The sequence below is a fragment of the Mycobacterium sp. genome, assembly GCF_050700595.1.
Lineage (GTDB): Bacteria > Actinomycetota > Actinomycetes > Mycobacteriales > Mycobacteriaceae > Mycobacterium.
In genome coordinates this window covers 1-23147 of the sequence record NZ_JBOHHI010000114.1, presented here as the reverse complement: position 1 = coordinate 23147, position 23147 = coordinate 1, and the positions used below count along the sequence as shown (strand labels likewise).

23 protein-coding genes are annotated in these 23147 nt (G+C 65.8%); 8 read left to right on the top strand and 15 right to left on the bottom strand.

From position 1 onward, the window contains the following. The first annotated feature begins 46 nt into the window (after positions 1 to 46). Complete coding sequence (locus ACRDTL_RS11340) at positions 47 to 1096, top strand: zinc-dependent alcohol dehydrogenase family protein (protein ID WP_431506805.1); 1050 nt, start codon at positions 47 to 49, stop codon at positions 1094 to 1096. Positions 1097 to 1417: 321 nt separating this feature from the next. Further along, positions 1418 to 1630 carry a hypothetical protein gene (locus tag ACRDTL_RS11335; protein ID WP_431506804.1) on the top strand — a complete coding sequence of 71 codons (213 nt, stop codon included), beginning with the start codon at positions 1418 to 1420 and terminating at the stop codon, positions 1628 to 1630. A gap of 151 nt (positions 1631 to 1781) precedes the next feature. On the opposite strand, the gene ACRDTL_RS11330 is transcribed toward ACRDTL_RS11335, so the two are convergent. From ACRDTL_RS11330 to ACRDTL_RS11320, 3 genes are read right to left on the bottom strand one after another with little or no spacing between them, the layout of a single operon-like run. Beyond that, complete coding sequence (locus tag ACRDTL_RS11330; protein ID WP_431506803.1) at positions 1782 to 2339, bottom strand: ester cyclase; 558 nt, start codon at positions 2337 to 2339, stop codon at positions 1782 to 1784. Positions 2340 to 2352: 13 nt separating this feature from the next. Next, a complete protein-coding gene (locus ACRDTL_RS11325; protein WP_431506802.1) occupies positions 2353 to 2850 on the bottom strand; it encodes an adenosine-specific kinase in 498 nt (165 codons plus the stop codon). Positions 2851 to 2868: 18 nt separating this feature from the next. Then, the gene (locus ACRDTL_RS11320) at positions 2869 to 3321 is read right to left on the bottom strand and encodes a universal stress protein (protein WP_431506801.1); all 453 of its coding nucleotides are present in this window, start codon (positions 3319 to 3321) and stop codon (positions 2869 to 2871) included. A gap of 252 nt (positions 3322 to 3573) precedes the next feature. Between ACRDTL_RS11320 and ACRDTL_RS11315 the strand changes: the two genes are divergently transcribed. Further along, positions 3574 to 5100, top strand: a complete 1527-nt coding sequence (locus ACRDTL_RS11315; RefSeq protein WP_431506800.1) for an LCP family protein — start codon at positions 3574 to 3576, stop codon at positions 5098 to 5100. A 3-nt stretch (positions 5101 to 5103) separates the two neighbouring features. Here the strand turns inward: ACRDTL_RS11315 and ACRDTL_RS11310 are convergent, their stop codons facing one another. From ACRDTL_RS11310 to ACRDTL_RS11300, 3 genes are read right to left on the bottom strand one after another with little or no spacing between them, the layout of a single operon-like run. Next, positions 5104 to 6024 (bottom strand): alpha/beta fold hydrolase, encoded by a 921-nt coding sequence (locus ACRDTL_RS11310; protein WP_431506799.1) that lies wholly within the window; start codon positions 6022 to 6024, stop codon positions 5104 to 5106. After that, positions 6021 to 6806, bottom strand: coding sequence for an SDR family NAD(P)-dependent oxidoreductase (locus tag ACRDTL_RS11305; protein WP_431506798.1), 786 nt, complete (start codon positions 6804 to 6806; stop codon positions 6021 to 6023). Before ACRDTL_RS11305 ends, ACRDTL_RS11310 begins: the two co-directional genes overlap by 4 nt. Before the next feature lie 39 nt (positions 6807 to 6845). Beyond that, positions 6846 to 8513 (bottom strand): FAD-binding protein, encoded by a 1668-nt coding sequence (locus ACRDTL_RS11300; protein WP_431506797.1) that lies wholly within the window; start codon positions 8511 to 8513, stop codon positions 6846 to 6848. A 102-nt stretch (positions 8514 to 8615) separates the two neighbouring features. Here ACRDTL_RS11300 and ACRDTL_RS11295 point away from each other — a divergent pair, with 102 nt between their 5' ends. Together ACRDTL_RS11295 and ACRDTL_RS11290 are read left to right on the top strand one after the other, a co-directional pair. Next, the gene (locus tag ACRDTL_RS11295) at positions 8616 to 10235 is read left to right on the top strand and encodes a flavin-containing monooxygenase (protein WP_431506796.1); all 1620 of its coding nucleotides are present in this window, start codon (positions 8616 to 8618) and stop codon (positions 10233 to 10235) included. Positions 10236 to 10337: 102 nt separating this feature from the next. After that, positions 10338 to 10955 carry a PadR family transcriptional regulator gene (locus tag ACRDTL_RS11290; RefSeq protein WP_431506812.1) on the top strand — a complete coding sequence of 206 codons (618 nt, stop codon included), beginning with the start codon at positions 10338 to 10340 and terminating at the stop codon, positions 10953 to 10955. On the opposite strand, the gene ACRDTL_RS11285 is transcribed toward ACRDTL_RS11290, so the two are convergent. The 7 genes from ACRDTL_RS11285 to ACRDTL_RS11255 form a co-directional block, all read right to left on the bottom strand. Then, positions 10949 to 11146, bottom strand: a complete 198-nt coding sequence (locus tag ACRDTL_RS11285) for a ferredoxin (RefSeq protein ID WP_431506795.1) — start codon at positions 11144 to 11146, stop codon at positions 10949 to 10951. The genes ACRDTL_RS11290 and ACRDTL_RS11285 overlap by 7 nt on opposite strands. A gap of 18 nt (positions 11147 to 11164) precedes the next feature. After that, on the bottom strand, positions 11165 to 12388 hold the full coding sequence (locus ACRDTL_RS11280) for a cytochrome P450 (RefSeq protein WP_431506794.1): 1224 nt from the start codon (positions 12386 to 12388) through the stop codon (positions 11165 to 11167). A gap of 18 nt (positions 12389 to 12406) precedes the next feature. Further along, positions 12407 to 13681, bottom strand: coding sequence for an amidohydrolase family protein (locus tag ACRDTL_RS11275; protein ID WP_431506793.1), 1275 nt, complete (start codon positions 13679 to 13681; stop codon positions 12407 to 12409). 113 nt (positions 13682 to 13794) lie between these two features. Next, complete coding sequence (locus ACRDTL_RS11270; protein WP_431506792.1) at positions 13795 to 14628, bottom strand: IclR family transcriptional regulator; 834 nt, start codon at positions 14626 to 14628, stop codon at positions 13795 to 13797. A 69-nt stretch (positions 14629 to 14697) separates the two neighbouring features. Continuing rightward, positions 14698 to 16164, bottom strand: coding sequence for an FAD-dependent oxidoreductase (locus ACRDTL_RS11265; protein WP_431506791.1), 1467 nt, complete (start codon positions 16162 to 16164; stop codon positions 14698 to 14700). Next, entirely contained in the window at positions 16161 to 17066 is a 906-nt protein-coding gene (gene bphC / locus ACRDTL_RS11260) for a biphenyl-2,3-diol 1,2-dioxygenase (protein WP_431506790.1), read from the bottom strand. The genes ACRDTL_RS11265 and bphC overlap by 4 nt, the downstream gene beginning before the upstream one ends. Positions 17067 to 17072: 6 nt before the next feature. After that, positions 17073 to 18254, bottom strand: coding sequence for an acyl-CoA dehydrogenase family protein (locus tag ACRDTL_RS11255; protein WP_431506789.1), 1182 nt, complete (start codon positions 18252 to 18254; stop codon positions 17073 to 17075). 144 nt (positions 18255 to 18398) lie between these two features. Here ACRDTL_RS11255 and ACRDTL_RS11250 point away from each other — a divergent pair, with 144 nt between their 5' ends. Next, on the top strand, positions 18399 to 19193 hold the full coding sequence (locus tag ACRDTL_RS11250; protein WP_431506788.1) for a mycofactocin-coupled SDR family oxidoreductase: 795 nt from the start codon (positions 18399 to 18401) through the stop codon (positions 19191 to 19193). A 24-nt stretch (positions 19194 to 19217) separates the two neighbouring features. Then, positions 19218 to 20105 (top strand): NAD(P)-dependent oxidoreductase, encoded by an 888-nt coding sequence (locus ACRDTL_RS11245; protein ID WP_431506787.1) that lies wholly within the window; start codon positions 19218 to 19220, stop codon positions 20103 to 20105. On the opposite strand, the gene ACRDTL_RS11240 is transcribed toward ACRDTL_RS11245, so the two are convergent. Continuing rightward, positions 20102 to 20728 carry an SDR family oxidoreductase gene (locus ACRDTL_RS11240; RefSeq protein WP_431506786.1) on the bottom strand — a complete coding sequence of 209 codons (627 nt, stop codon included), beginning with the start codon at positions 20726 to 20728 and terminating at the stop codon, positions 20102 to 20104. The genes ACRDTL_RS11245 and ACRDTL_RS11240 overlap by 4 nt on opposite strands. 185 nt (positions 20729 to 20913) lie before the next feature. On the opposite strand from ACRDTL_RS11240, the gene ACRDTL_RS11235 reads away from it, so the two are divergent. Further along, positions 20914 to 22182 (top strand): amidohydrolase family protein, encoded by a 1269-nt coding sequence (locus tag ACRDTL_RS11235; protein WP_431506785.1) that lies wholly within the window; start codon positions 20914 to 20916, stop codon positions 22180 to 22182. Between the two features lie 11 nt (positions 22183 to 22193). Here ACRDTL_RS11235 and ACRDTL_RS11230 read toward each other — a convergent pair whose 3' ends face one another. Next, a complete protein-coding gene (locus ACRDTL_RS11230) occupies positions 22194 to 23075 on the bottom strand; it encodes an enoyl-CoA hydratase (RefSeq protein ID WP_431506811.1) in 882 nt (293 codons plus the stop codon). Between the last annotated feature and the right edge of the window lie 72 nt (positions 23076 to 23147).

Below are 23147 nucleotides of genomic sequence, written 5' to 3'. Positions count from 1 at the left end.
AAATCATGCTGCTGGCTGATTCCGTCGTCGATCGGGAAGATGAGACATGCGGGCAACGGTCATCCACGCACCCGGCGACATCCGCTTCGAGGAGCGACCCGATCCGCAGATCCAGTCATCGGGCGATGCGGTGGTCCGGGTGGTGCGCAGCTGCGTATGTGGTTCGGACCTGTGGGCGTACCGCGGTGTTCAGCCGACCACCGCGCCGCACCCGATCGGACATGAGTTCATCGGCGTCGTCGAAGACACCGGCGCCGAGGTCGGCACCGTGCGCGTCGGGGACTTCGTCATTTCTCCGTTCACCGACAGCGACGGCAGCTGCGTGCACTGCCGAAACGGAATCACCACCTCATGTGTGAACTTCGGGTTCTGGGGCCACACCAGCGCAACCGGGCAACTGCTCGACGGCGCCCAGGGCGAGTACGTCCGGGTCCCGTTCGCCGACGGCACCCTGGTCAAGGTGCCCGAGATGCCGGACACCGCCCTGTATTCGCACCTGCTGACCCTCACCGATGTGCTGGGCACCGGCCATCACGCCGCGCGGTCCGGTGGCGTGCGCGAGGGCTGCACGGTGGTGGTCGTCGGCGACGGCGCGGTCGGGCTGTGCGCGGTGCTGGCATCCAAAAGGCTTGGCGCCGGCCGGATCATCGCGATGTCTCGTCACGACGACCGACAACGTCTTGCCCGGATGTTCGGTGCCACCGATATCGTGATCGAGCGCGGCGAGGAGGGGATCGCGGCGGTGCGGGAACTGTTGGGTGGCATCGGGGCCGACTCGGTCCTGGAATGCGTCGGGACAGCGCAATCCATGCGCCAGGCGCTCGGTTCGGTTCGCCCCGGCGGCCAACTCGGATTCGTCGGGGTGCCCGCCGGTGCACCCGAACTGCCGATGCCGGTGCTGTTCAAAAACAATGTCCGGGTGGCCGGCGGCATGGCACCGGTGCGCCCCTACATCGACGAACTGCTTCCGGACGTACTGTCCAGCGCCATCGAACCCGGTCTGGTATTCGACACGACCATGCCCCTTGACCAGGTTTCCGAGGCCTACGCGGCGATGGATCAACGGCGGTCGGTCAAGGTCCTGCTGGAACCCTGACCGTACCTGCGGTCGTCGTGCTGCTCGGGCATGCGGATCTTCGACCAGCCCGAGGCGGTGTGGAGTCATTCCAAATTGATCCGTTTGCTGCCGCCATATGGGAAATTGTCACCTCCCGAGTTCAGAGGCCATTGGGTGGGCCCGATACGGCCGTTAAAGTTGTGGTAACAGCGGGCCTAAGTCCCATTGAATTTGGCATTCAGTGCCTTTAGTCAGACGTTGTTGTACTCGCATAACTACCGCGCTCGTGTCAGCAGAACTACACCCGAGATTGGCGCAAATGGTGGCTCAGTGACAGGTGATACCAAACGGGCGGAATAGTTGTTCGACTTCTGTCCAATACCATGGCTTTCCGCAGTTCCGCGGCGTAACATGACCCCGTCCCTGACGGACGGAGTGGTCATGTCTGGTCTCAAATACAAAGTCCTTCTCGCCCTGATCCTCGCCCTCGCCGCGCCCACGATGGCGGAGTGTGTAACGCCGATCCCCTCGGGATCGTTCGTTGTCACTTGCGGAGGCCCTGTCACCTGCTAGGTGGTGTAGGTCTGCCCAGTAGGCGACTGGGTTGAATTGCTAGCAGGTTTTACTTGGTGCGGCTCACGGTGCGAGCCGGTCGGGGGACATTGGTAAAAGTTTGGCGTGCCCGTTGTCGCTGGATGCCCATTCGGCCCTAATTACGAGCGCATCAAAAGCTCAGGTCCGGTGGCCTGGTGTTCAGCAGCCCGGGGTCCGGGTCGCCGGACATGGCGGCGATGCCGCGCAACGCCCGGATGAGCTTGGGCCACGAACGGGGGTCTTTGAAGTTCAGGCCGCCGAGGAGTTGTTTGAGCATGGTCAAGCTGTCGAAGTAGATGCGTTCGCACACCAGGTTCTCGTCGGCGTCGAAGATGAAGTATGCGGTCATCCGCACCCGGAACCGCTGCCCGGTGGGCGGCAGGCCACCGAGCGGGCCGCGGTGGGTACCCAGCAACCAGAACTCGACGATGACGGCGTCGGTGCTGTGCCGCAGTGCGATGATCTCGTGGTTCTGGTCGGGAAACGCCACGCGGGTGTCGTGGTAGTAGCGGCGTACCTCGGTATCGCCGTCATGCACGGTGAGTGTGGGAATCAGCTCGTAGTGCGGGTGCGGGAAGGTGGACAGCACGTCGTCCCACCGTTGGACGACCTCGTCATGGAAGTGGTCGAGGACAAGCTTCTGACGGGCGCGCAGGGTGTCAACGTCCGGAAGGTCGAACTGGCTCACTCACTTCCCCGCGTCAGAGTTTGTAGCCGATGGAGCGCAACAGTTCTCGCCGCTCGGACACGTCACGATCGGTCTCTACGCCGGCCGGAGTCTCGCCGTCGATAACGCCCACGATGCCGCGGCCACGCGGAGTCACCGCGACGACAACGTCGACCGGATTCGCTGTGGCGCAGTAGATCGTGCAGACTTCGGGCACCGCCTTCACCGGGTTGAGGATGTTCACCGGGAATCCTTCTCGCAAGAAAATCACGAAACAATGCCCGGCTGCGATGGCCAGCGCAGCGCGGGTCGCGAGTTCGATCAACGTATCATCGTTGCCGGTGCGACGAACCAACCTCGGGCCGGACGCCTCGCAGAAGGCCAGCCCGAAGCGTAGTGATGCGCTCACCCCGACCATTGCCTCGTGCAGGTCTTCGACCGTTTTGATGAAGTGCGCCTGCCCGATCACAACGTTGAGGTCGTCGGGCTTGTCAACGGGCACCACGTCCCAGGAAAGCGACGCCGTAGTCACGCACCCATGCTGCCACGCTCAGCCGGTGGTGTGAACGATCAGTACGTCGACCTTGGACCGGGTCGCGACACTTCCGGGGATGGAGAACATCCGCCCGACGATCGCGGATCGCGCGTCCAGTCCCACATGCCCGACCACCAGCAGATCGGCCCCAACCTCCTCGGCGAGGTCAACCAGCGCGTCTACCGGAGCACCCTCAATCGGCCGCTCGTCGATCTTCTTCGCCCCGGCCGCCTTGGCCCGCTCACGCGCGTCGTGCAAGATCTCGTAGATCGGCGCGTTGCCGCGCACTTTGTAGCCCTCCGCGCCGAGGATATCCGCCGCGCGCGCATCCTCCTTGTGGGGAACGTACCCGGTCGCAAGGACCAGCTTCGCATTCGACTCGGAGGCAATCGCGGCGGCACGGTCGACCGCACGCAGCGACGACTCCGAGCCGTCGGTTCCGACCACCACGGTCTGATAGGTCGTCATTTGTCCTCCCGGCCGTGCTTGCAGTCCCATCGCAGACAGTAGCGCCCGAAAGCCTGATGGCCGGGAAAATTCCGCGAAATGCAGTCGGCTCGCCGTCGCAGTCCTGTCTGGTCGCCGTTGCTCCCCCCTGGTCACGCCCTTTTTCAAGGGCCTTACCGTAAGTTACGGCATACTGGAAGGCCAGGTCCTCAACGTTGTCGCCGCAAATTGCCGTCGGGGGGCGGGCGCGGCGCTCATGGCAGAGTCGAGATAGTGGTAGCCAACCGATCCGGCGGTAAACACCGTCGTCAGAGACCGACACCATGGCAGATCCGTCGGCGAATCGCTCGCGGCGGCGTGGCAGTGGTGTCGGTATTGGCTGTGCTCGCGACGGGAGCGGGCTGGTGGATGGCCCACGGTGTGCTGGGCGGGATCACCGTTTCGCAGGCGCTGAGTTCCGACGATCCGCACTCCAGTGGCGGCACAATGAACATCCTGCTGATCGGGCTGGACTCGCGGAAAGACCAAAACGGCAACGATCTGCCCTACGCGGTCCTGAAACACCTCCACGCCGGTGACTCCGAGGACGGCGGCTACAACACCAACACGCTGATCCTCGTGCATGTCGGCGCAGACAACAAAGTGGCCGCCTTCTCGATCCCCCGCGACGACTACGTCGCGTTCAGCGGCGTCCCGGGCTACAACCACATCAAGATCAAGGAAGCGTACGGGCTCACCAAGAGCTACGTCGAGCAGAAGCTCATCAATCGCGGCGTGAGCGATCAGAAAGAACTCGAAACAAAGGGCCGCGAAGCCGGCCGGTCGGCGACCCTACGTACGGTGCGCAACCTGACCGGCGTCCCGATCGACTACTTCGCCGAGGTCAACCTGGCCGGGTTCTACGACCTCACCCAAAGTCTGGGCGGGGTCGAGGTGTGTCTGAAACACGCCGTCTACGACTCGTACTCCGGCGCGGACTTCCCGGCCGGCCGCCAGACGCTGGATGCCCAACAGGCGCTGGCGTTCGTGCGGCAACGCCACGGCCTGGAAAACGGTGATCTGGACCGCACCCACCGTCAGCAGGCATTCCTGTCGTCGGTCATGCACCAACTCCAGGACTCGGGCACGTTCACCGACCTGGGCAAGCTGAAGAGCCTGGTCGCCGTGGCGCGGAAGGACGTCGTACTGTCGGCGGGCTGGGACGAGGACCAGTTCCGTCGGATGGGTGCGCTGGCCGGCGGCGATATCGAGTACCGGACGCTGCCGGTGGTGCGCTACGAGAACATCAACGGCCAAGACGTCAACATCGTCGATCCCGCCGCGATCAGGGCCGAGGTCGCGGCCGCGTTCGGCACCACCGGATCCACCACCGCGACGGCCAGCACACCGAATCCCTCGACCGTGGTCGACGTGGTCAACGCCGGCACCACCTCCGGGCTGGCCACCAAGGTGTCTCGCACGCTGGCCAAGCACGGCTATACCGCCGGTACGGTGCGCGACCGCAAGTACAGCGAATCGACCACCACAACCGTCGACTACGGCACCGACGCCAAAACCGATGCCCAGTCAATCGCCGCGCTACTGGGCGTCGACGCCGCCGAGCGCACCGATCCCGCGCTGAGCCCCGGCCACGTCCGAGTCGTCGTCGGCGACGACTACTTGTCGTCCCAAGACGAGACCGCGACGGCTTCACCGATGGCCGGCTCCTATCACAGTTCGCGCACCACCACCAGCAGCACCGAACCAACCCCCGATCAGGGCGTACCGATCGACGGCGGTGGCGTGCCGTGCGTCAACTAACGACTAGCCGCGAGAGTGCAACTGCCGACGCATTTCTCGAGTAGACCCGTCGCCAGTTGCACTTTCGCGGCGGAGAAGGAACTCCAGCACGGCGCTCTCGAAGGCTTCTTTGGCCTCGATCATCGTCCAGTGCCCGCAGTTGGGGAAAACATGCAGTTCGGCGTTGGGGATGGTGCGCATCGGGATCAGCGCCATGTCGAGCGGGCTGACCCGATCGTCACGGCCCCAGGTGATCAGCGTGGGCGCCTTGACCCGGTGCATCATCGCCCACGGCTGCGGACCCTTGGACGACTCCATGGCCTTGGTCATCTGATCGAACGCTTCCCTGCTGTACATCCGGCGCGCACCGGCCAGCGTCGCCGGATCGGTGGCATGTTTCCACCGCTCCTCGATCAGCTCCTCGGTGACCACGACCGGGTCGTACACCATCGACTGCAGCCAGCGGATCAGCCGCTCCCGGGTGGGCTCCTCGGTGAACTCCTGCAGCAGCCGGATGCCTTCGGCCGGACCGGGGCTGAAGACGTTGCGGCCGATGCCACCGATGGTCACCAGTTTGCGCACCCGATCGGGGTGGGCGATCGCGAAGTTGAGCGCGATACCGCCGCCCATCGAGTTGCCGATGATGTCGACGGTGTCCAGACCCAGCGCGTCGACGAACCGCTTCACCGCGTCGAACGCGGTGATCATCGGATGCCCGCCGAAGTCGTCGCTGACCCCGAACCCGGGGAATTCCAGGATCAGGCAGCGGAAGAATTCGGCGAACGCGCCCAGCACGCCGCGAAAATTGCGCCAGCCCGTCACCCCCGGCCCGGATCCGTGCAACAGCAGCACCGGCGGCCCGTCACCCGCCTCGTGATAGCGCAGAACGCCTGGCTCCGTCGCGATTTCACGGATGGTGCCCTCGTAGGTCACGTCGGCCGTCATGCGTGGGTGCCGCCGTCGATGCGGATTTCGGTGCCGGTGATGAACGCGCCGTCGTCGGACACCAGCATGGCGATGACACCGGCGACGGACTCCGGACTCGCCATCGGTGCCCCGCTGGATTCCAGCGTGGTGGGCATGATCGGCGACAGCTTCGCCAACAACGTCCAGTCCGAATCCGGCGGAAGGTATCCGGCGGTGGCGTCGGTGATTCCGGATTTGATGCTGCCCGGCGCCACGCACACCGCCCGCAGTCCTTGCCTTGCGTACTCGAGCGCCAGCGCGTGGGTGAACGACTGGACGCCGCCCTTGCTGGCCGCGTAGGCCGCCATGTAGGGATGCGCGAACGACGCCGACGTCGAGCTGAAGTTCACGATCGCGCTGCGCGGGTTGGTCAGCAGTGTCGGCAACGCCTCGCGCACCACCAAGAACGTCCCGGTCAGGTTGACCCCGATGATCTGATCCCACAGCTCGCTGCTCATCTGATGGGTGTGTGCGGCGCGCAGGATCCCGGCGGCGTTGACCAACGAATCCAGACCGCCGAGTGTGTCGACGGCCGACCGCACACCGTCGATTACCGACGCCTCGTCGCCGACGTTCATTTCCACCGTGGTGAGACGCTCGCCGGTGCCAGCCTCCCCGGCCTGGGCGCGGGTCTTGTCCGGGCTCGCGATATCGGCGGCGACGACGGCGGCGCCCTCGGCCAGCAGGCGCAGCACGGTGGCCTGCCCGATTCCCGACGCGGCGCCGGTCACCAATATCCGGTTGCCCTCTAGTCGCTTCATCTGCTCTCCCGTGCACTCCTGTCCCGCATCACTGTCCCATTAGACGCCGGCCGCGTGCCGAGCTCCGATGAAGCCGAACACCATCGCCGGCCCGATGGTGGCCCCGGCACCGGCGTAGTCGTTGCCCATCACCGCGGCAGAGGTGTTGCCGGTGGCGTACAGGCCCGCGATCACCGTGCCGTCGGCGCGCAGCACCTGACCGTGTGCGTTGTATACCAGCCCGCCTTTGGTGCCCAGGTCACCGGCCTGGACGCGCGCCGCGTAGTAGGGCGCGGTGTCGATGACGTCCATCGTCGGCTGCGGCAGCGTCGGGTCGCCGTAGTAGTTGTCGTAGGCGCTCTCGCCGCGGCCGAAGTCGCGGTCTATGCCATCGCGCGCGAATCCGTTGAACCGGTCCACGGTTTCGCGTAACGCCACCGCGGGCACGCCGATCGCGGCGGCCAGGCTTCCGAGGCTGTCTGCGCGGTGCAGCAGCCCGGTGGCGTACCAGTCGTCAGGGAATTTCTGCCCGGCCATTACGCCGCCGAATTGGTAGCGGTTCTTGGCTTTCCGGTCGAAGACGAACCAGGTCGGATCGTGGTGGCCGGCGAGCTGCTGGTGCACGAAGGTGACATACGGGGCCGCCTCGTTGGCGAAGCGTCTCCCGGTCTGGTCCACGATGATCGAACGGGGAATCGAGCGCTCCGACACCAGCACGCTCATGATGCCGTCGGGCCGCTGAAAGGCGGGCATCCACCAGGCGTCATCCATCAAATCAATTGCGCCGCCCACGGCTTGGCCCGCCGTGATGCCGTCACCGGTGTTGTCGACCGATCCGGCACTGTAGTTGTCCTTGCCGCCCTCGCGCAGGAAACGCTTGCGCATCTCGGTGTTGTGCTCGAATCCCCCGGTGGCCAGCAGCACACCGTTACGCGCCCGGATGCGCACCCCGGTACCGTCGCGCCGGGCACGAACCCCGATGACCGCACCGGTGCCGTTGGTGATCAGCGACTGCATGGAAGTGTTGAGCCACAACGGGATACCAGCGTCTTTGGCGGCCAGCCGCAAGCGTCCGATCAGTGCCCGACCGAGGGTGTCCATATGCCGGCGCAGCAGGATACCGGTGACTGCCCGCCAAACCGTATGCGTCGCGGCGCGACGGCCCGCCCAGGTGCGCATCACCATGTTCAGTCGCGCGAATTCCTTCGAGGTGACAAAAAGCCCGCCGGGCGTGGCCAGTGCGGCGGGTCGCAGCAACGTCTCGTCGTCGCCGAGCTTCTTCAGGTCGAAGGGCAGCGGCTCGATCGTGCGACCTGCTGCCCGCCCGCCCGGCGCCTCCGGGTGATAGTCGGAATAGCCGGTGCACCACTGGAATCGCAGATGACCGCTGGTGCGCTCGAGAAACTCCAGCGCCAGCGGCCCGTTGTCGATGAACGCATCGATGTTCGCCGCCGGCACCCGGTCGCCGATGACAGCGGCCAAATAGCTACGGACATCCGTCCGGGAATCGGTCACGCCCTCCCGTTTGAGCGTCGGGTTGTTCGGTACCCAGATGTTGCCGCCCGATAGCGCGGTGCTGCCGCCGTAGACGCCGGCCTTCTCGATGATCAGGGTGTCCAGGTCATGGGCGTCGGCGGTCAGGGCCGCGGTCAGACCGCCGCAGCCGCTGCCGACGACCAGGAAGTCGACCTGGTGATCCCAAGCGTGTTGCTGATCCGCGGCCGGCACGCGCCCCAGGCAACCACACCGGGCTGCGCTGCGCTTCGCCGCTTCCCGCCCAGCGGGACGATCGGCCCCCGGGAGGCCGACGGCCCCGTACCGTCTTCCGTCATGACGCAGACCGTCGACGTCGTGGTGGTGGGCGCGGGCTTCGGCGGGCTTTACGCGCTGCACCGGTTACGCAGCGACGGCCTAACCGTGCGGGTATTCGAAGCCGCGGACGGTGTCGGCGGGGTGTGGTATTGGAATCGCTATCCGGGTGCGCGCTGCGATGTCGAAAGCGTCGACTACTCGTACTCCTTCGACGAGCGGCTGCAGCAGGAGTGGAATTGGAGCGAGAAGTACGCCACCCAGCCCGAGATCTTGCGATATCTCAACCATGTCGCCGACCGGTTCGACCTGCGCCGCGACATCACCTTGGACACCCGGGTTACCGACGCGGTGCTAGACGAGGACAGCTTGCGGTGGCAGATCCGCACCGACACAGGCGAAGTGGTGTCTGCCCGCTTTCTGGCGCTGGCCGTCGGGCCGTTGTCGAATGCGAACATCCCGGCGATCGACGGGCTGGCGTCGTTCGCCGGTGCGGTGTACCACACCGGGCGCTGGCCGCACGACAGCGTCGACTTCACCGGACAACGGGTCGGCGTGGTCGGAACCGGATCGTCTGGCATTCAAGCGATCCCGTGTATCGCCCAGCAGGCCGATCGGCTATATGTGTTCCAGCGCAGCGCCAACTACAGCGTGCCCGCGGGCAACGTGCCGTTCGACGACGATGCGCGCCGCGCACTGAAGGCCGGCTACCCGCAGCGGCGGTGGCTGTCGATGGCCAGCGGCGGCGGTTCACCGCATCAGCCGCATCCACAGCCGGCGTTGGAGGTGTCCGAGCAGGAACGCCGGGCGGCCTACGAGAAACGCTGGCAGCTCGGCGGAGTGCTGTTTTCCAAGACATTTCCCGATCAGATGCTCAGCGCGGCCGCCAATGACACGGCCCGGGCCTTCTGGGAGGAGAAGATCCGGGCGGTGGTCGAGGACCCCGCGACTGCGGAACTGTTGATCCCGACCGACCACCCGATCGGCACCAAGCGGATCTGCACCGATGACAACTACTATCAGACGTTCAACCGCGAGAATGTGACCCTGGTGGATTTGCGGATGACACCGATTCAGCGGATGGACGCCACCGGCGTACACACCAGCGAGGCCCGCTACGCGCTGGACGCGCTGGTGCTGGCAACCGGGTTCGACGCCATGACGGGATCGGTGCACAAGCTCAACATCGTCGGTCGCGACGGCGTGACACTGAATCGGGCATGGGCGGGGGGACCGGTGACCTATCTCGGTCTGGGCGTCCCGGGCTTTCCGAATCTGTTCAACATCAGCGGACCGGGCAGCGCCTCGGTGTTGGCCAACATGGCGCTGCATTCTGAGTTGCACGTCAACTGGATTGCCGACGCGATCGGCTATCTCGATGCGCACGGCGCTGCCGCGCTGGAGGCCGGCCGTGCAGCGGCCGCTGATTGGGTCGACGAGTGCGCCCAGCGCGCCGCCGGTACCCTGATGCCCCGGGCCAACTCCTGGTATCTGGGCGCCAACGTCCCCGGCAAACCGCGGGTCTTCATGCCGTTCGTCGGCGGGTTCGGCGTGTACGGCCAGATCATCGCCGACGTCGCCGCGGCCGGCTACAAGGGATTCGAGCTTATCCGCGGCCGGTCGCTCACTCCGTCCCACTGAGCGGTCAGCTGACCTCACCGGTCAGCCACCGGTTGCTAACCTTCGAAAGTGGGGTCCAGCGAACTACCGAACCTTCCGCCCACCAGTTGGGCGGTTCTCGGCATGCTCGCGTTCGGCGAAGAGGTCTCCGGTTACGACATCAAGAAGTGGGCGGATTGGAGTGTCGGCTACTTCTATTGGAGCCCGTCGTTCAGCCAGATCTATTCAGAGCTCAAGAGGCTGGAATCGCACGGCTACGCGACCTCGCGGGTACTGCACGGCGGTGGGCTGCGCGGGCGCCGGGTCTACAAGATCACCGAATCGGGCCAGGACGCGATCAGCAAGTGGGCTACCGAGGCCCCGACCGACCCGCCGATACTGAAACACAGTGTGCTGCTGCGGGTTTGGCTCGGACATCTCAATGAGCCGGATCGGTTGAAGGAGATCTTGCAGGAGCACATCGCCTACGCGGACAGGATGCGTCAGCGGGTGGCGATCGATTCGCAGGCCGCGGCGGCCGAACCGGCCTGGGCATACCCGCGGATCGCGATGCAGTGGTCGGAGCGCTACTACGCCGCCGAGCGCGAGCTTGCGCTGCAACTGATCAAGGACATCGACGAGGCGCAGGCGGCGCTAGAGCGGGGGAGAGCAAACGCGGGCGGTAAGTTTCCCGTGCCACAGCCCGGCGGCTGGCGTGAGGTCGAGAAGCGAGTACAGGCGGAACACCCAACCGGTCACTGATCGTCGGCAAGTCGCAATGCCTGGGTGGGACAGCTGGCGATCGCGTTTTCCACCAGGTCGCGGTCTTCCTCCCGGATGTTCTCGTTGTGAACGATGACGATGCCGTCGTCGCCGACTTCAAAGACAGCTGGGTGAATCCCCTCGCAGATTCCGTTTCCCATGCACCGCTCGCGGTCGGCGATGACCTCCATGGCAGCTCCTTCGAACTTTCAGGCATCGGCGACGAACGCAAGACTGGACGGCCGCCGGACATACATCCCGTCGGCGTACTCGACCGCATCGCAGTCAACGCTGAAGTCCGGGCACCGGGCGAGCAGTTCCTCCAGGACCACCCGCGACTGCATCCGCGCTGCAGCGTTACCGATGCAGTGGTGGTTACCCTGAGCAAAGGTCAGGATTCCCTGCGGCTTGCGCAGCACGTCCAGTTCTTCGGCGTCCGGTCCATACTGGTGCGGATCGCGATTAGCCGAGCCGTATAACAACAACGTCTTGCGCCCGGCCGGGATGGTCACGCCATCGATCTGCACGTCACGAGTCGCGGTGCGCGCCAGGCCCTGCACCGGCGACGTCAGGCGCAGCAACTCCTCAACCGCCTCGCCGATGCTGCCCGGATCCTCGATCAACATCGCCCGCTGGTCGCGGTGTTGGGTGAGCAATAGCGCACTGCCGCCGAGCATCCCGATTATCGTGTCGTTGCCGCCGGTGATCATTGTGAAGGCCCAGCCCAGGATCCTCGCCAGACCGGTTGTATCGCCGTCGCTGCCGAGGCCGGCCGCGACCAAGTGTGACACCGTGTCCTCGCCTGGGTCTTTCTTGCGTCGTTCGACCAGCTCGGTGAAGTAACCGAAGAGCTCGCCGATGGCTTTCATGGCTCCGGCCGGGTGCCCCACCGCGCTGGCCTCGACGATCGCCTCGGCCCAGCCGCCGAAGCGGCTGCGGTCTTCTTCTGATACCCCCAGGTAGTGGGCCACGACCATGCTGGCCAGCGGTTTGAAGAGTTCGGCGACGATATCGCCGCCGCCTTCGGCGCGCAGCCGCTCGATGCGCTCCACCACGAAGTCGCGCACCGTCGGCTCGATCGAGATCATCTGCTTGGGGGTGAATCCCTTGTGGACCATCCGGCGAAACGTGCTGTGCTCCAGGGGGTCGAGCATCACCAGCGGTGGATTGTCAGCGAGGCCCAGCCGCTCCATCTCCCCGTAGTCGACGGTCAAGCCTTGGGCGGACGAGAACGTTTCCCAGTCACGCGCGGCGGTACAGACATCCGGGTACCGGGACAACACCCAATAGTCCTTCTCCGGCGCATGCCCGGGAACCACATGGTGCACCGGGTCGTGCTCGCGCAGCGCCGCATACATCGGCCAGGGGTCACGCCACGATGCACCGGAGCGGGGCGTGAACGTCACCGTTTCGTTGGGCACCGCCGCTGTCACGTCTGTTTCCCTTAACCGTTAACCACGTTCCGGGGCCAGACGCTGCAGGGCCAGCCCGCCTTCGAACGGCCGGTACCCGAATGCAGCCGGCGCGCGATAGCCGGTGTCCCTGAGCGGAGTGTGTACCTCGGCGACCGTGGGACCGATCTTCGCAGCAACCTGTGCCAGCGCATCGAGGTCAAAGCGGTACAAGCGGCCCGCGTTGCCGCCCAGGATCTTCCGGCAATCATCCTCGGACTTGTCAGACAGCGCCCAGCGGATCGCCAGCTCGGACTGCGGCGCGAAGCCTTCCTCGTGGGGATAGTCGCTGCCCCACATAATGTGGTCGGCGCCCATGAAATCGATCATCGCGGAGTCGTACGGCGCCAGCTCGCTGGCCAGATAGCAGTTGCGCTGGGCATATTCGCTTGGGGACAGGGTCAGCTCGTCGACCGACGACCCGCCGAACATCCCGTAGGTGCGGTTGTGAGCCTCGGACTTCATGGCGGGCACCATCGCGTCGAGTATCGCCAGTTGCTGCGGCACCCATAGGGTGCCTTGCTCGGTCGGCACGAACCGCAGTGTCGGGTACCGCTCGAATACCCCGGCCAGGATCAGGTGACCAAGCGTGCGTTGCGCCCATAGCACCATCTCGGTGATCAACACCGCATTGGACGCCGGTTGGTCCATCGGCATCTCGGGGCTACCGGCCCCCGCATGCTGCACCACCGTCAGGTCCAGGTCCGCGCAGAGCGCCCAAATCGGTTCGTAGCGGGTATGGAACAGCGGAGCGACCTGCGGGTCACCGGGCGAGACCGGGGGGATGAGCACCCCACCGAAGCAGTCCTGCTCGACACCCCAGCGGATCTCCGCCAAGGCCAGCTCGACATCGTTGGGAAAGACCTGGATCAACCCCCGGCGCCGGGCCGGGGCCAGCGAACAGAAGTCGATCTGCCACCGGTTGTGGGCCTGCACGCCGGCCCAACGCTTCTCGAACTCGTCGCGAGTCCGGGGCAGGCTGATGGTGATGTTGGGACTGGTCGGGAAGAACGGCGGAACGGTGTTGGGCAGCAGCACCTCGGCGGCCACCCCGTCGGCGTCCATTTCGGAAATCCGGAGCTCGTGGTCCCAGTTCCGGCTGGCGGTGGCGATGATCAGGTCATCGAACGGGCTGGCGTACGTCTTGGCCCATGCGTCAAATTCGTCGTGCAGGCGCGCAGGCAGGTACGACTTGTAGTCGTGGAGGTCGGCCCCGGCGTGGGTGTCCGTCGAGATGACGACATACCGATCGATCGTGTCCCAGCTTGTAGCCATCGTGTCCTCCGGCGTTGTGACAGGTATAAGGACCAGGGTGGGGTTTGGCCGGACGACCGGCAAGACCTCATCTCAATGAGCGGGATACTAGTGCTTCGTGGAATCGTGCTGGCTCACGCGTATTGCAGGGTGCGCACTCGCGTCGGCCGGCCGTGCAGCGGACGCGGACGCTGCAGGATCGGTTGCACGCGAATAGCGCTGCTGTCGGCGAAGTTACGCCAGATGGCCAGCGCGGTTGTCCGCACGGGTCCGGCCAGCCGATGGTCGAACGCCATCCGGTCCACTGGGCCGCAGACTGAGACCGCGGCAATCGGTTCGGCGTCATCCCCGATTGGTGCGGCGACACAACCGAATCCGGCTACCGATTCCGCCCGCTCGTAGGCAAACCCGCGGGCCCGTATCGCGGTCAACTCGCCGGCCAGCTGGCTGCGGGTGGCGATCGAGTATTTGGTCTTGCGGGCCAGCAGGTCGGTGTCGAAGCCGGCCAGCCGGCTCTGGTCGGAAAAGGCCAGCAGGGCCTTACCGACAGCCGTGCAGTGCGCCGGCTGACGGCCACCGACGCGGGAGGGAATCTCGGCACCGAACCCGCCGGCGATCTTCTCCAGGTAGACCACGTCGGTGCCGTCGAGCACGGCCAGGTGTACCACCAAGCCGGTGGCCCGATGCAGCTCGTGCAGCAGCGGCAGTGCCGCGCGGTGCAGCCGGTCCTGATGTACGGCAGCCGATCCCAGTTCCATCAGCCGCATACCCAGCTCGTAGTCGCGGCCCTGGCGGCGCAGCCATCGCAGTTGCACCAGCCGTTCGAGCATCCGGTGCGCCGACGACCGCGGCAGGCCGGTGCGCCGCACGACCTGGGCCAGCGAAAGCCGGCCGGGCCCGTCGAAGGCATCGAGCACCAGTGACACGCGATCGATGACGGCACTCGGGGTGCAGGAGTCGGTGGTCATGGTCCCTCCTGGCGGTACGGACATATTACTATTAGTAATATGCCTATCCATACCACACTGTGGTCGCGATCACAACAAGTTGGCGCCGGCGGCGGCCCGCCCGGCGCGGCGGCCGTAGAAGCTGCCGTCGCCGAGCGACACTCCACTGGCATATCCCCAGGCCGCGAGTCCGGCGGCGGCCCGGCCCGCCGCGTACAGCCCCGGGATCGGTTCGCCACTGACGTGCAGCACCTCGGCAGCCAACGTGGTGTGCAACCCGCCCAGGGTGAAGCCGCCGGTGCTGCCGCACAGGTCGATGGCGCCCACCGGGGTGCCGATCGGGCGTACCCACTCGCGTTTCTTGTGCAGCAGCGGGTCGTCGCCGCGTGCGGCTCCGTCGTTGTAGGCGGCCACCGTCGCCTGCAGCGACCCGGGGGGCAACCCCGTCTCGATTTCCAGTTCGGCCACGCTCTCGCACACCCAGTTCGGCGGGCGCAGCAGCGCCGGGGTCGCCGACGGCGCGGCCATCGCCTGCTCGTGGGCATCGGCATCCAGCACCAGAAACGCGCTGTCGTCCTGCTGGTAGAGCGTCAGCTGGCCGATGCGGCCCGGGTAGGTGTCCTCGGCGACGTAGCGCTGTCCCCGCCCGTTGACCAGAATCCCGCGCACCACCAGCTGCGGGTCGACGAAGAACGCCACCTCGGTGGCGTCCATGTGGGCCAGGTCGGCACCCAGTGCCTGTGCCATCCGGATCCCTTGTCCGTCATGCTCTTCGACGGAGGCGGCCGGCCGACCGGCAATCCGTGGCGCGTACCGGGCCACCATCGATTCGTTGTAGGCGAAGCTGCCGGTGGCCAACACGACGCCGCGTCGTGCCCGCACCGCGATCTCGGCGCCGTACTGGCGTGCGACGATCCCGACCACCCGCCCGTCGGCCTCGACCACCAGACGCTGCACCCGGGTGTCGACAACACTGCGCACGCCCAGCGCGGTGGCGGTATCAACCAGCGGCTTCATCAGCATGTAGCCGCCACCCTTTTCGCCGGTGCGCTTGTCCTGCATCTGCGGGACGTGCCCGCGCGGCGCCGGGGTGGCGATTTCGTTGAACGGGAACGCATTCTCGCCGCCGGTGTACATCAGGCCGTCGTCACCGGGCGGTTCCCAGCCCGGTTCACCGTAGAAGCTCGGCTTGAACGGCACCCCGCAGCCGACCAACCACTCGAAGTGCTCGACACTGCCCGTGCAGTAGTCGGCAATCCGGTCTTCGTCGACGCCGGGGCCCATCGCCGCGCACAGGAAGGTCCGCATGTTGTCGACGGAATCATCGAAGCCGCAGGCCTTCTGGATCGGGGTGCCGCCGCCGAGATAGACGAATCCGCCGGCCAGCGCGGCCGCGCCGCCCCATCCGCCGGTGCGCTCGGCCACCACCACGTCGGCGCCGGCCCGGGCCGCCTCGATCGCCGCCGCAGCACCCGCGATGCCGTACCCGGCGATCACCACGTCGGCCTCGATGTCCCACTGCGCGATCTCGCGAGCGGTGACAGGCCGCACCGTCACATCGCCGCCAGCGGTTCGCTACCCGACCAGTCGTGACCCCAGTAGCTGTCGGCGGTGATCTCCTCGGCCGTGTAATGGGTTTCGTCGACCTTCATACCATCGGTGCCGAACTCGACGTCCCAACCGCCGGGCGCCCGGACGTAGAACGAGACCACCTTGTCGTTGGTGTGCCGTCCGAGGGTTGACGACAGCGAAAAGCCGTGACGTGCCACGCGATCCAGTGCGCAGCCGACGGCGTCCAGGGTGTCGACCTCCACCATGATGTGCACCAGGCCCGGCGCGCCACCGTGCGGCGCGGGACATATCGCCATGCTGTGATGGCGCTGATTGACACCGAGGAAACGGATCCGCAGCGGACCGAACTCCGGCGGGGCGGGTAGCCGCATCGCGCCGCGCGGCAAAAAGCCCAGCACCTCGGTGTAGAACGCGAAAGTGGCCGCAGGATCTGTCGTCGGCAACACCACATGGCCGAGCCCCTGTGCGCCGGTGACAAACCGCGCGGCGAACGGGGTGATCACCGGGCTGTGGTCGAGTACCGAACCATGAAACACCTCGACCGGGGCGCCAGTGGGATCGGTGAAGGCGATGACCTCCTCGACGCGGCGGACGTCGGCCTCCTCCACCGCCAGCGACTTGACCGCCACCCCTGCATCCTCCAGCGAGTCGCGAACCCGCCCCAGCGCCACCCCGTCGCGAACCTCCCAGCCGATGTGTACGACTTGGTCGAGCTCGCCCGGAACGACGGTGATGCGGGCGGCACGCTCGTCCATCCGCAGATACAGCGCGTTGCTATCTGGACCGCTGCCCTGCGCGAAACCCAGTACCTCGAAAGCGAACGCCCGCCAGCGGTCGATGTCGGTGGTCTGAATCTTGAGGTAGCCAAGGCTTTTGACGTCGGCCATGGCGGGTCAGATCATCTTCTGCAGCGACTCGGGCGGTTCGATACCCAGCGAGCTCAGTGCTGCGGCATGGTAGACGGTGCTCGGCACATGGATGGCGTGATTGAGGCCGGCGTGCGCGTCACGCCAAAAGCGTTGCAGCGGCTTGTCCAGCCGCAATGCGTTACCGCCCGAGCGGGCGAAGATCTGGTCGGTCGCCATCACCGCCCGCCAGGCTGCACGGATCTGGGTGCGCCTGCCCATGGCCCGCTCTTGGAACGAGACGTCACGGCCGGAATCGACGATGTCCCACATCTTGTCGACGGTGGCCAACAACTCCTGGCGGGCGGCGTTGATGTCGGCGGCTGCCTCCCCGATTGCGTACAACACGTAGGGGTCATCCTTGACCGCTGTGCCCATTGCGTTGATCCGATCCCGCTGGTAATCGAGATGCGCGGCCAGCGTGCCCTCGGCGATCCCGATCACCGCGGCGGTGATGCCGAGCGGGAACATGTGCGACCACGGCATCTTGTACAGCGATTCGGTGACGCCGGCCTCCTTCTGCGCGGTGCCGTCGATGACCTGGTCGCCGTTCATCACCCGGTAGTCGGGAACGGACACGTCGCGCACAATGATGTCTTTAGACCCGGTTCCCTTCAGCCCCACCACATTCCATGAGTCCTCGACGATCTGGTAGTCACTGCGCGGCAGGATCATGTGCAGCATGGTCGGCGGTGTGGCGATGCTGCCGTCGGCGTTACCGAGCAACGCACCCAGGAATATCCACTGGCAGTGATCGGTGCCCGAGCTGAACTGCCAGCGCCCACTGAATCGGTAGCCGCCGTCGGCCGGGACGGCCACGCCGGTGGGTGCGTACGGGGAGGCCATCCAGGTGTTGTCGTCTTCGCCCAGAACTTCGTCCTGCACCCGGGGGTCGGCGAACGCGAGCTGCCACGGGTGCACACCGACCACCCCGCAGATCCACCCGGCAGCGCCGTCCAGCGACGCCACCGCCATCACTGTCTCGGCGAACTCGCGCGGGTGCGCCTCGAACCCGCCGTAGCGCTTGCGCTGCATCAGCTTGACCGGGCCGGCAGCCTTGAGCAACTTTGCGGTGTCGTCGGGCAGCTGGCCCAGGCGTTCGGCCTCGGTCCCCTGATCGCGGAGCCGGTCCGCGATGTCCATGATGTTGTCGATTACCCGTCGGGCCATCGTGGTTTCCTGTCTGCTCGTGGGATCAGGACGCTCTCGTGCCGGAGTCGATCCTGACCCAGCCGGCGACGTTCGGCCCGGCCCTGTCCCGGTCAGTGGACAGATTTGGCGGTTATCGGATGCCATCCGATCTACCGTGCCTGCATGCGGATGCTCGGAAAGGTCGCGATCGTTACCGGCGCTGCTCGCGGCATGAGTCGCGCGCATTGTGTGCGGCTGGCGCAGGAAGGCGCCGACATTGCCGCGGTGGATCTGCCGCAGACCTCCGACGACCTGGCCGAGACGGCAGAACTGGTTCGATCACACGGCCGGCGGTGCCGTACCGGATTCGCCGACGTGCGTGACGGCGATCAGCTGACCGCTGCGATCGACGCCGACGTCGGTGAGCTCGGCGGGCTCGACGTCGTCGTCGCCAACGCCGGCATCTATGCCGACCTGGCGCTGTCGTGGCAGCTGACCGACGAGGCGTGGCAGCGCACACTGGACGTCAACCTGACGGGCGTGTGGCACACGGTCAAAGCGTGCATTCCGCACCTGCGCAGCGGCGGCTCGATCGTCATCGTGAGTTCCACCAGCGGCTTGCGCGGCGGAGCGGCGATCGCGCACTACGCGGCGAGCAAACACGCGTTGGTCGGTTTGACTCGCAGCCTGGCAAACGAGCTGGGGTCCAAGGGGATTCGGGTGAACAGCGTCCATCCCGGCTCAGTGGCCACACCCATGATCCTCAACGACACGGTATTCGCCAAACTGCGCCCCGACCTGGCCAGTCCGTCGCAAGACGACGCGGCCGAAATCCTCGCCTCCCGCAACCTGCTTCCGGTGCCGTGGGTGGAACCCGAGGACGTCAGCAACGCCGTGCTGTTTCTGGCGTGCGACGAGTCGCGCTATATCACCGGAACCAAACTCGTCGTCGACGCCGGACTCACGCAGAAAACCTAGGTCGCCGGGTGCAAGCTGGACACCATGGAGATCGGATTCATCGGCCTGGGCAACATGGGTCGCGGCATGGCCGCCAACCTGCTCGTGGCGGGTCACAACGTCACCGTCTACAACCGCTCGCCCGACAAGGCGGAGGCGCTGGCCCGGCAGGGCGCAATACCCGCACGGACCATCGCGGAGGCCTGCGGCGGGGAGGTCGTGGTCACGATGCTGGCCGACGACGCCGCTGTCGAAGAGGTGGTGTTCGGTGCGCACGGTGTCCTGGCGTCGTTGCCCCCCGGCGCCACCCACGTCTCGTCGAGCACGATCAGCGTCGCGTTGTCCAAGCGGTTATCCGCCGCGCACGCCGAGGACGGCCAGCAGTATGTCGCCGCACCGGTGTTCGGTCGTCCCGAAGCTGCTGCCGCTGCAAAGCTTTTCGTCGTCGCTGCGGGCGCGGCGGCGGTACTCGAACCGTTGACGCCGCTCTTCGACGCGATCGGTCAGCGGACCTTTGTGGTGGGCGAGCAACAACACGCCGCCAACCTGGTCAAGCTGTCCGGCAACTTTCTGATCGCGTCGATGATCGAGTCGCTCGGCGAGACGGTCGCGCTGGTCGGCAAGGCCGGGGTCGATCCGCTGCACTACGTCGACATCCTCACGTCGACCCTCTTCAACGCACCGGCGTACCAGACTTACGGCGCGCTGATCGCACGGCAGGAATTCGAGCCGGCCGGGTTCGCCGCGACGCTCGGGCTCAAGGACATCCGGCTGGTGCTGGGCGCCGCCGAAGAGCTGGCGGTGCCATTGCCGGTTGCCAGCCTGTTGCGCGACCGCTTCGTTGCGCTGCTGGCCAGCGGTGGCGGGCACCTGGACTGGTCGGCAATCGCCGCACTCGCCGGTCGCGACGCCGGCGTTGGCAATTGGGACTAGACCACTCCGCGTAGCCCCTCCGCCCCGAACACCGGCTCGAGCATCGCGGAAAAGTCCGGGCCGCGGCGCAACGCATGCCCGCCGTCGACGTTGATGATCTGGCCGGTGATCCAGCTCGCGGCATCGCTGAGCAGAAACATCGCCAGGTTGGCGATGTCGGTGACCTCACCCACCCGGGGCAGCGGGGTGCATCGTCGGTAGTCCTCGCTCAGTTGCGGCGAATCCGTGATCGCGGCAACCAGATCCGTATGGATGAGCCCGGGACGGATGCCGTTGACCCGCACCCAGGATGCGCCCAGTTCGTCGGCGGCCAACATCATCATGTGGTCGACCGCGGACTTGGTCACCCCGTAGGCGCCGAACCAGCGGTGGGTGTTACTGGCGGCGATCGACGAGATGCCGACGAACGAACCGCCGCCGCCGCGCACCAGCTGACGTGCGGCGTGTTTGAGCACATACATGGTGCCGTTGACGTTGAGGTCTACGGTGCGACGCCTGTCGGCGTTACGGCCGACGATCAGCACATTGGCCCCGGCCGCGACCAAGCCGACGGCCACCGCCTTGCCGATTCCGCTACCGCCCCCGGTGACCAGGTAGGTCCGATCGTCGAATGAAAGCTGCACGCCAACTCCTCACATCGAAACTAGAACATGTTCTAACATCTGACCATGGAACCGTCGGCAGCGGCCGCAGGGTGGGTGAGACCCGAGTTTTCGTCCCACTCAACAAGACAGTTCTTTCCGACGTGTCCAGCGGAGGACGATGATCGACTGAGGGTACTGCACCACACCGGAGAGACGGAGAGACAATGACAGCCTGGGACACGATGGACCGCTACGTCGTCATTTCGACCGACACCCACGCCGGGGCCGATCTTCGCGACTACAAGCCGTACCTGCCAGCGCGCCTACATGACGACTTCGACGCGTGGGCAGACACATACGCCAGCCCGTTCGACGACCTGATCATCGCCACCGCCAACCGCAACTGGGACCACGAACTCCGGATGAGTGAAATGGACGCCGACGGGGTTGCCGCTGAGTTGCTGATTCCCAACACCGTTCCCCCGTTCTTTCCGACGACTCCCAACATCACCATCAGCCTGCCGCGCACCCGCGAAGAATTCGAGCAGCGTTGGGCGGGCGTGCAGGCTCACAATCGCTGGCAGATCGACTTCTGCTCGCTGGCTCCGACTCGGCGCCGCGGCGTGATCCAAGTCTTTCCCAATGACATCGACGTGGCGCTGAAGGAGATTCGCTGGGGTGCCGAGCAGGGCTGCTTTGGCGGGGTGCTTCTTCCCGCGGTCTCGCCGGGTGATGAGCAGGTCGCCCCGCTTTTCCACACCCGTTATGAACCGATCTGGGCGCTTTGCACCGACCTCGACATGCCGGTAGTCCAGCACGCGGGAGCCGGTAGCCCGGTAATGCCGATGGACCAACCTGCATCCAACGCGGTATTGATCACCGAGATGGCGCTGTGGGCCCAGCGCACCCTCGGTCACCTCATCCTCGCCGGCGTGTTCGAGCGGCACCCGACGCTGCGGTTCGTGCCGACTGAGCAGGGCACCCTTTGGGTGCAGCAGCACCTCGCGATCCTCGACGCGATGGTGCCGACCATGAAATCCGATGCCGACAACCGCACCTACGGGATATTCGGCGGATCGTCGGTCGATGAGTTGACCATGGCCCCGAGCGAGTACACCCGGCGCAACTGCTACCTGGCCAGTGAACTTGCACCGTACGACTCCGCGATGATCGATTTCATGGGAGCAGACCACATCATGTGGGGTAGTGATTACCCGCACGAGGAAGGGTTTGCCCCCCAGTCGAAGCTGGCTATCCGTTGGGCTCTGCACGACAAGGCGGAGGATGTCTGCCGGAAGATCCTCGGCGGCAACGCGGGGCGCCTTTACCGGTTCGACCTTGATGCGCTTGCGCCGATCGCCGCCAAGATCGGGCCCACGGTCGCCGAGGTGCACACTCCATTGGAGGAAACCGGCTACCGCGCCCCGGCCGCTTTCGGCTACCGGCCGTTTGAGGGCGGGCTGGCGCTCAAGCGCTTTGCCGCGCGCTCTTAGCGGACCTCCGGTTACGGCGTATCGCGACGGGCCGGTTGCGTGGCTTTCGCCGTGCGCCAGTCCTCGACTTCGGGTGGCAGCGCCACGGGGTACTTGTTCTCGTTGTGACCCGCCCAATGTGCGTGCCCCAACTGGTGGACGTGGAAGCCATGCCGCAGCGCCTCGGTGAAACCCATCGCGTCGGCCGCTGCGTTCACCGAATCCTTGATCAGCAGCGCAGCCATCGTGGGCCGCTGTGCGATACGCCGAGCGAACTCCAGGGTCTTATCCGCCAACTCGTCGACCGGGAATACCTTGGAAACCATACCCAGCCGATATGCCTCGTCTGCGCCCAGCGAATCACCAGTCAAAAGCAGCTCTTTGGCCTTGCGTGGACCGAATTCCCAAGGGTGCGCATAATATTCGACTCCCGGCATGCCCAGCCGCACACCGACCACGTCGCTGAACAGCGCGTTGTCGGCGGCCACGATCAAATCGCAGGCCCAGATCAGCATCAGGCCCGCCGATATGGCGTTGCCCTGAACCTGGGCGATGGTGATCTTGCGCAGCTCACGCCAGCGGCAGGTGTTTTGAAAGTAAAAATGCCACTCCTGCAGGTAGGTCTTCTCAGCGACCGCTTTTCGGGTGGCGCCGTGCGAACGGAAGGTCGGGTGCTGTGCGGGGCCGGGTTGCCGCTCCAGCAGCGCCGCCTCCGACCCCAGGTCGTGGCCGGCGGAGAAGTTCTTTCCGCGTGCAGCCAGAATCACCACCCGAACGGTGTCGTCGGCCTCGGCGCGGCAGAACGCCTCGTCGAGTTGCACCAATAGAGTGCGGTTCTGCGCATTGTGTGCCTCGGGCCTATTGAGCCAGATCCGGGCGATACGGCCGTCGTCGAGGGTTTCGTAGTCCACCAGGTCAGCGGGAGTCCGGCTGACCGCACTGGTGCTGGCATGATCAGGGCTTTTGACACCTCCACTGGCTGAAGC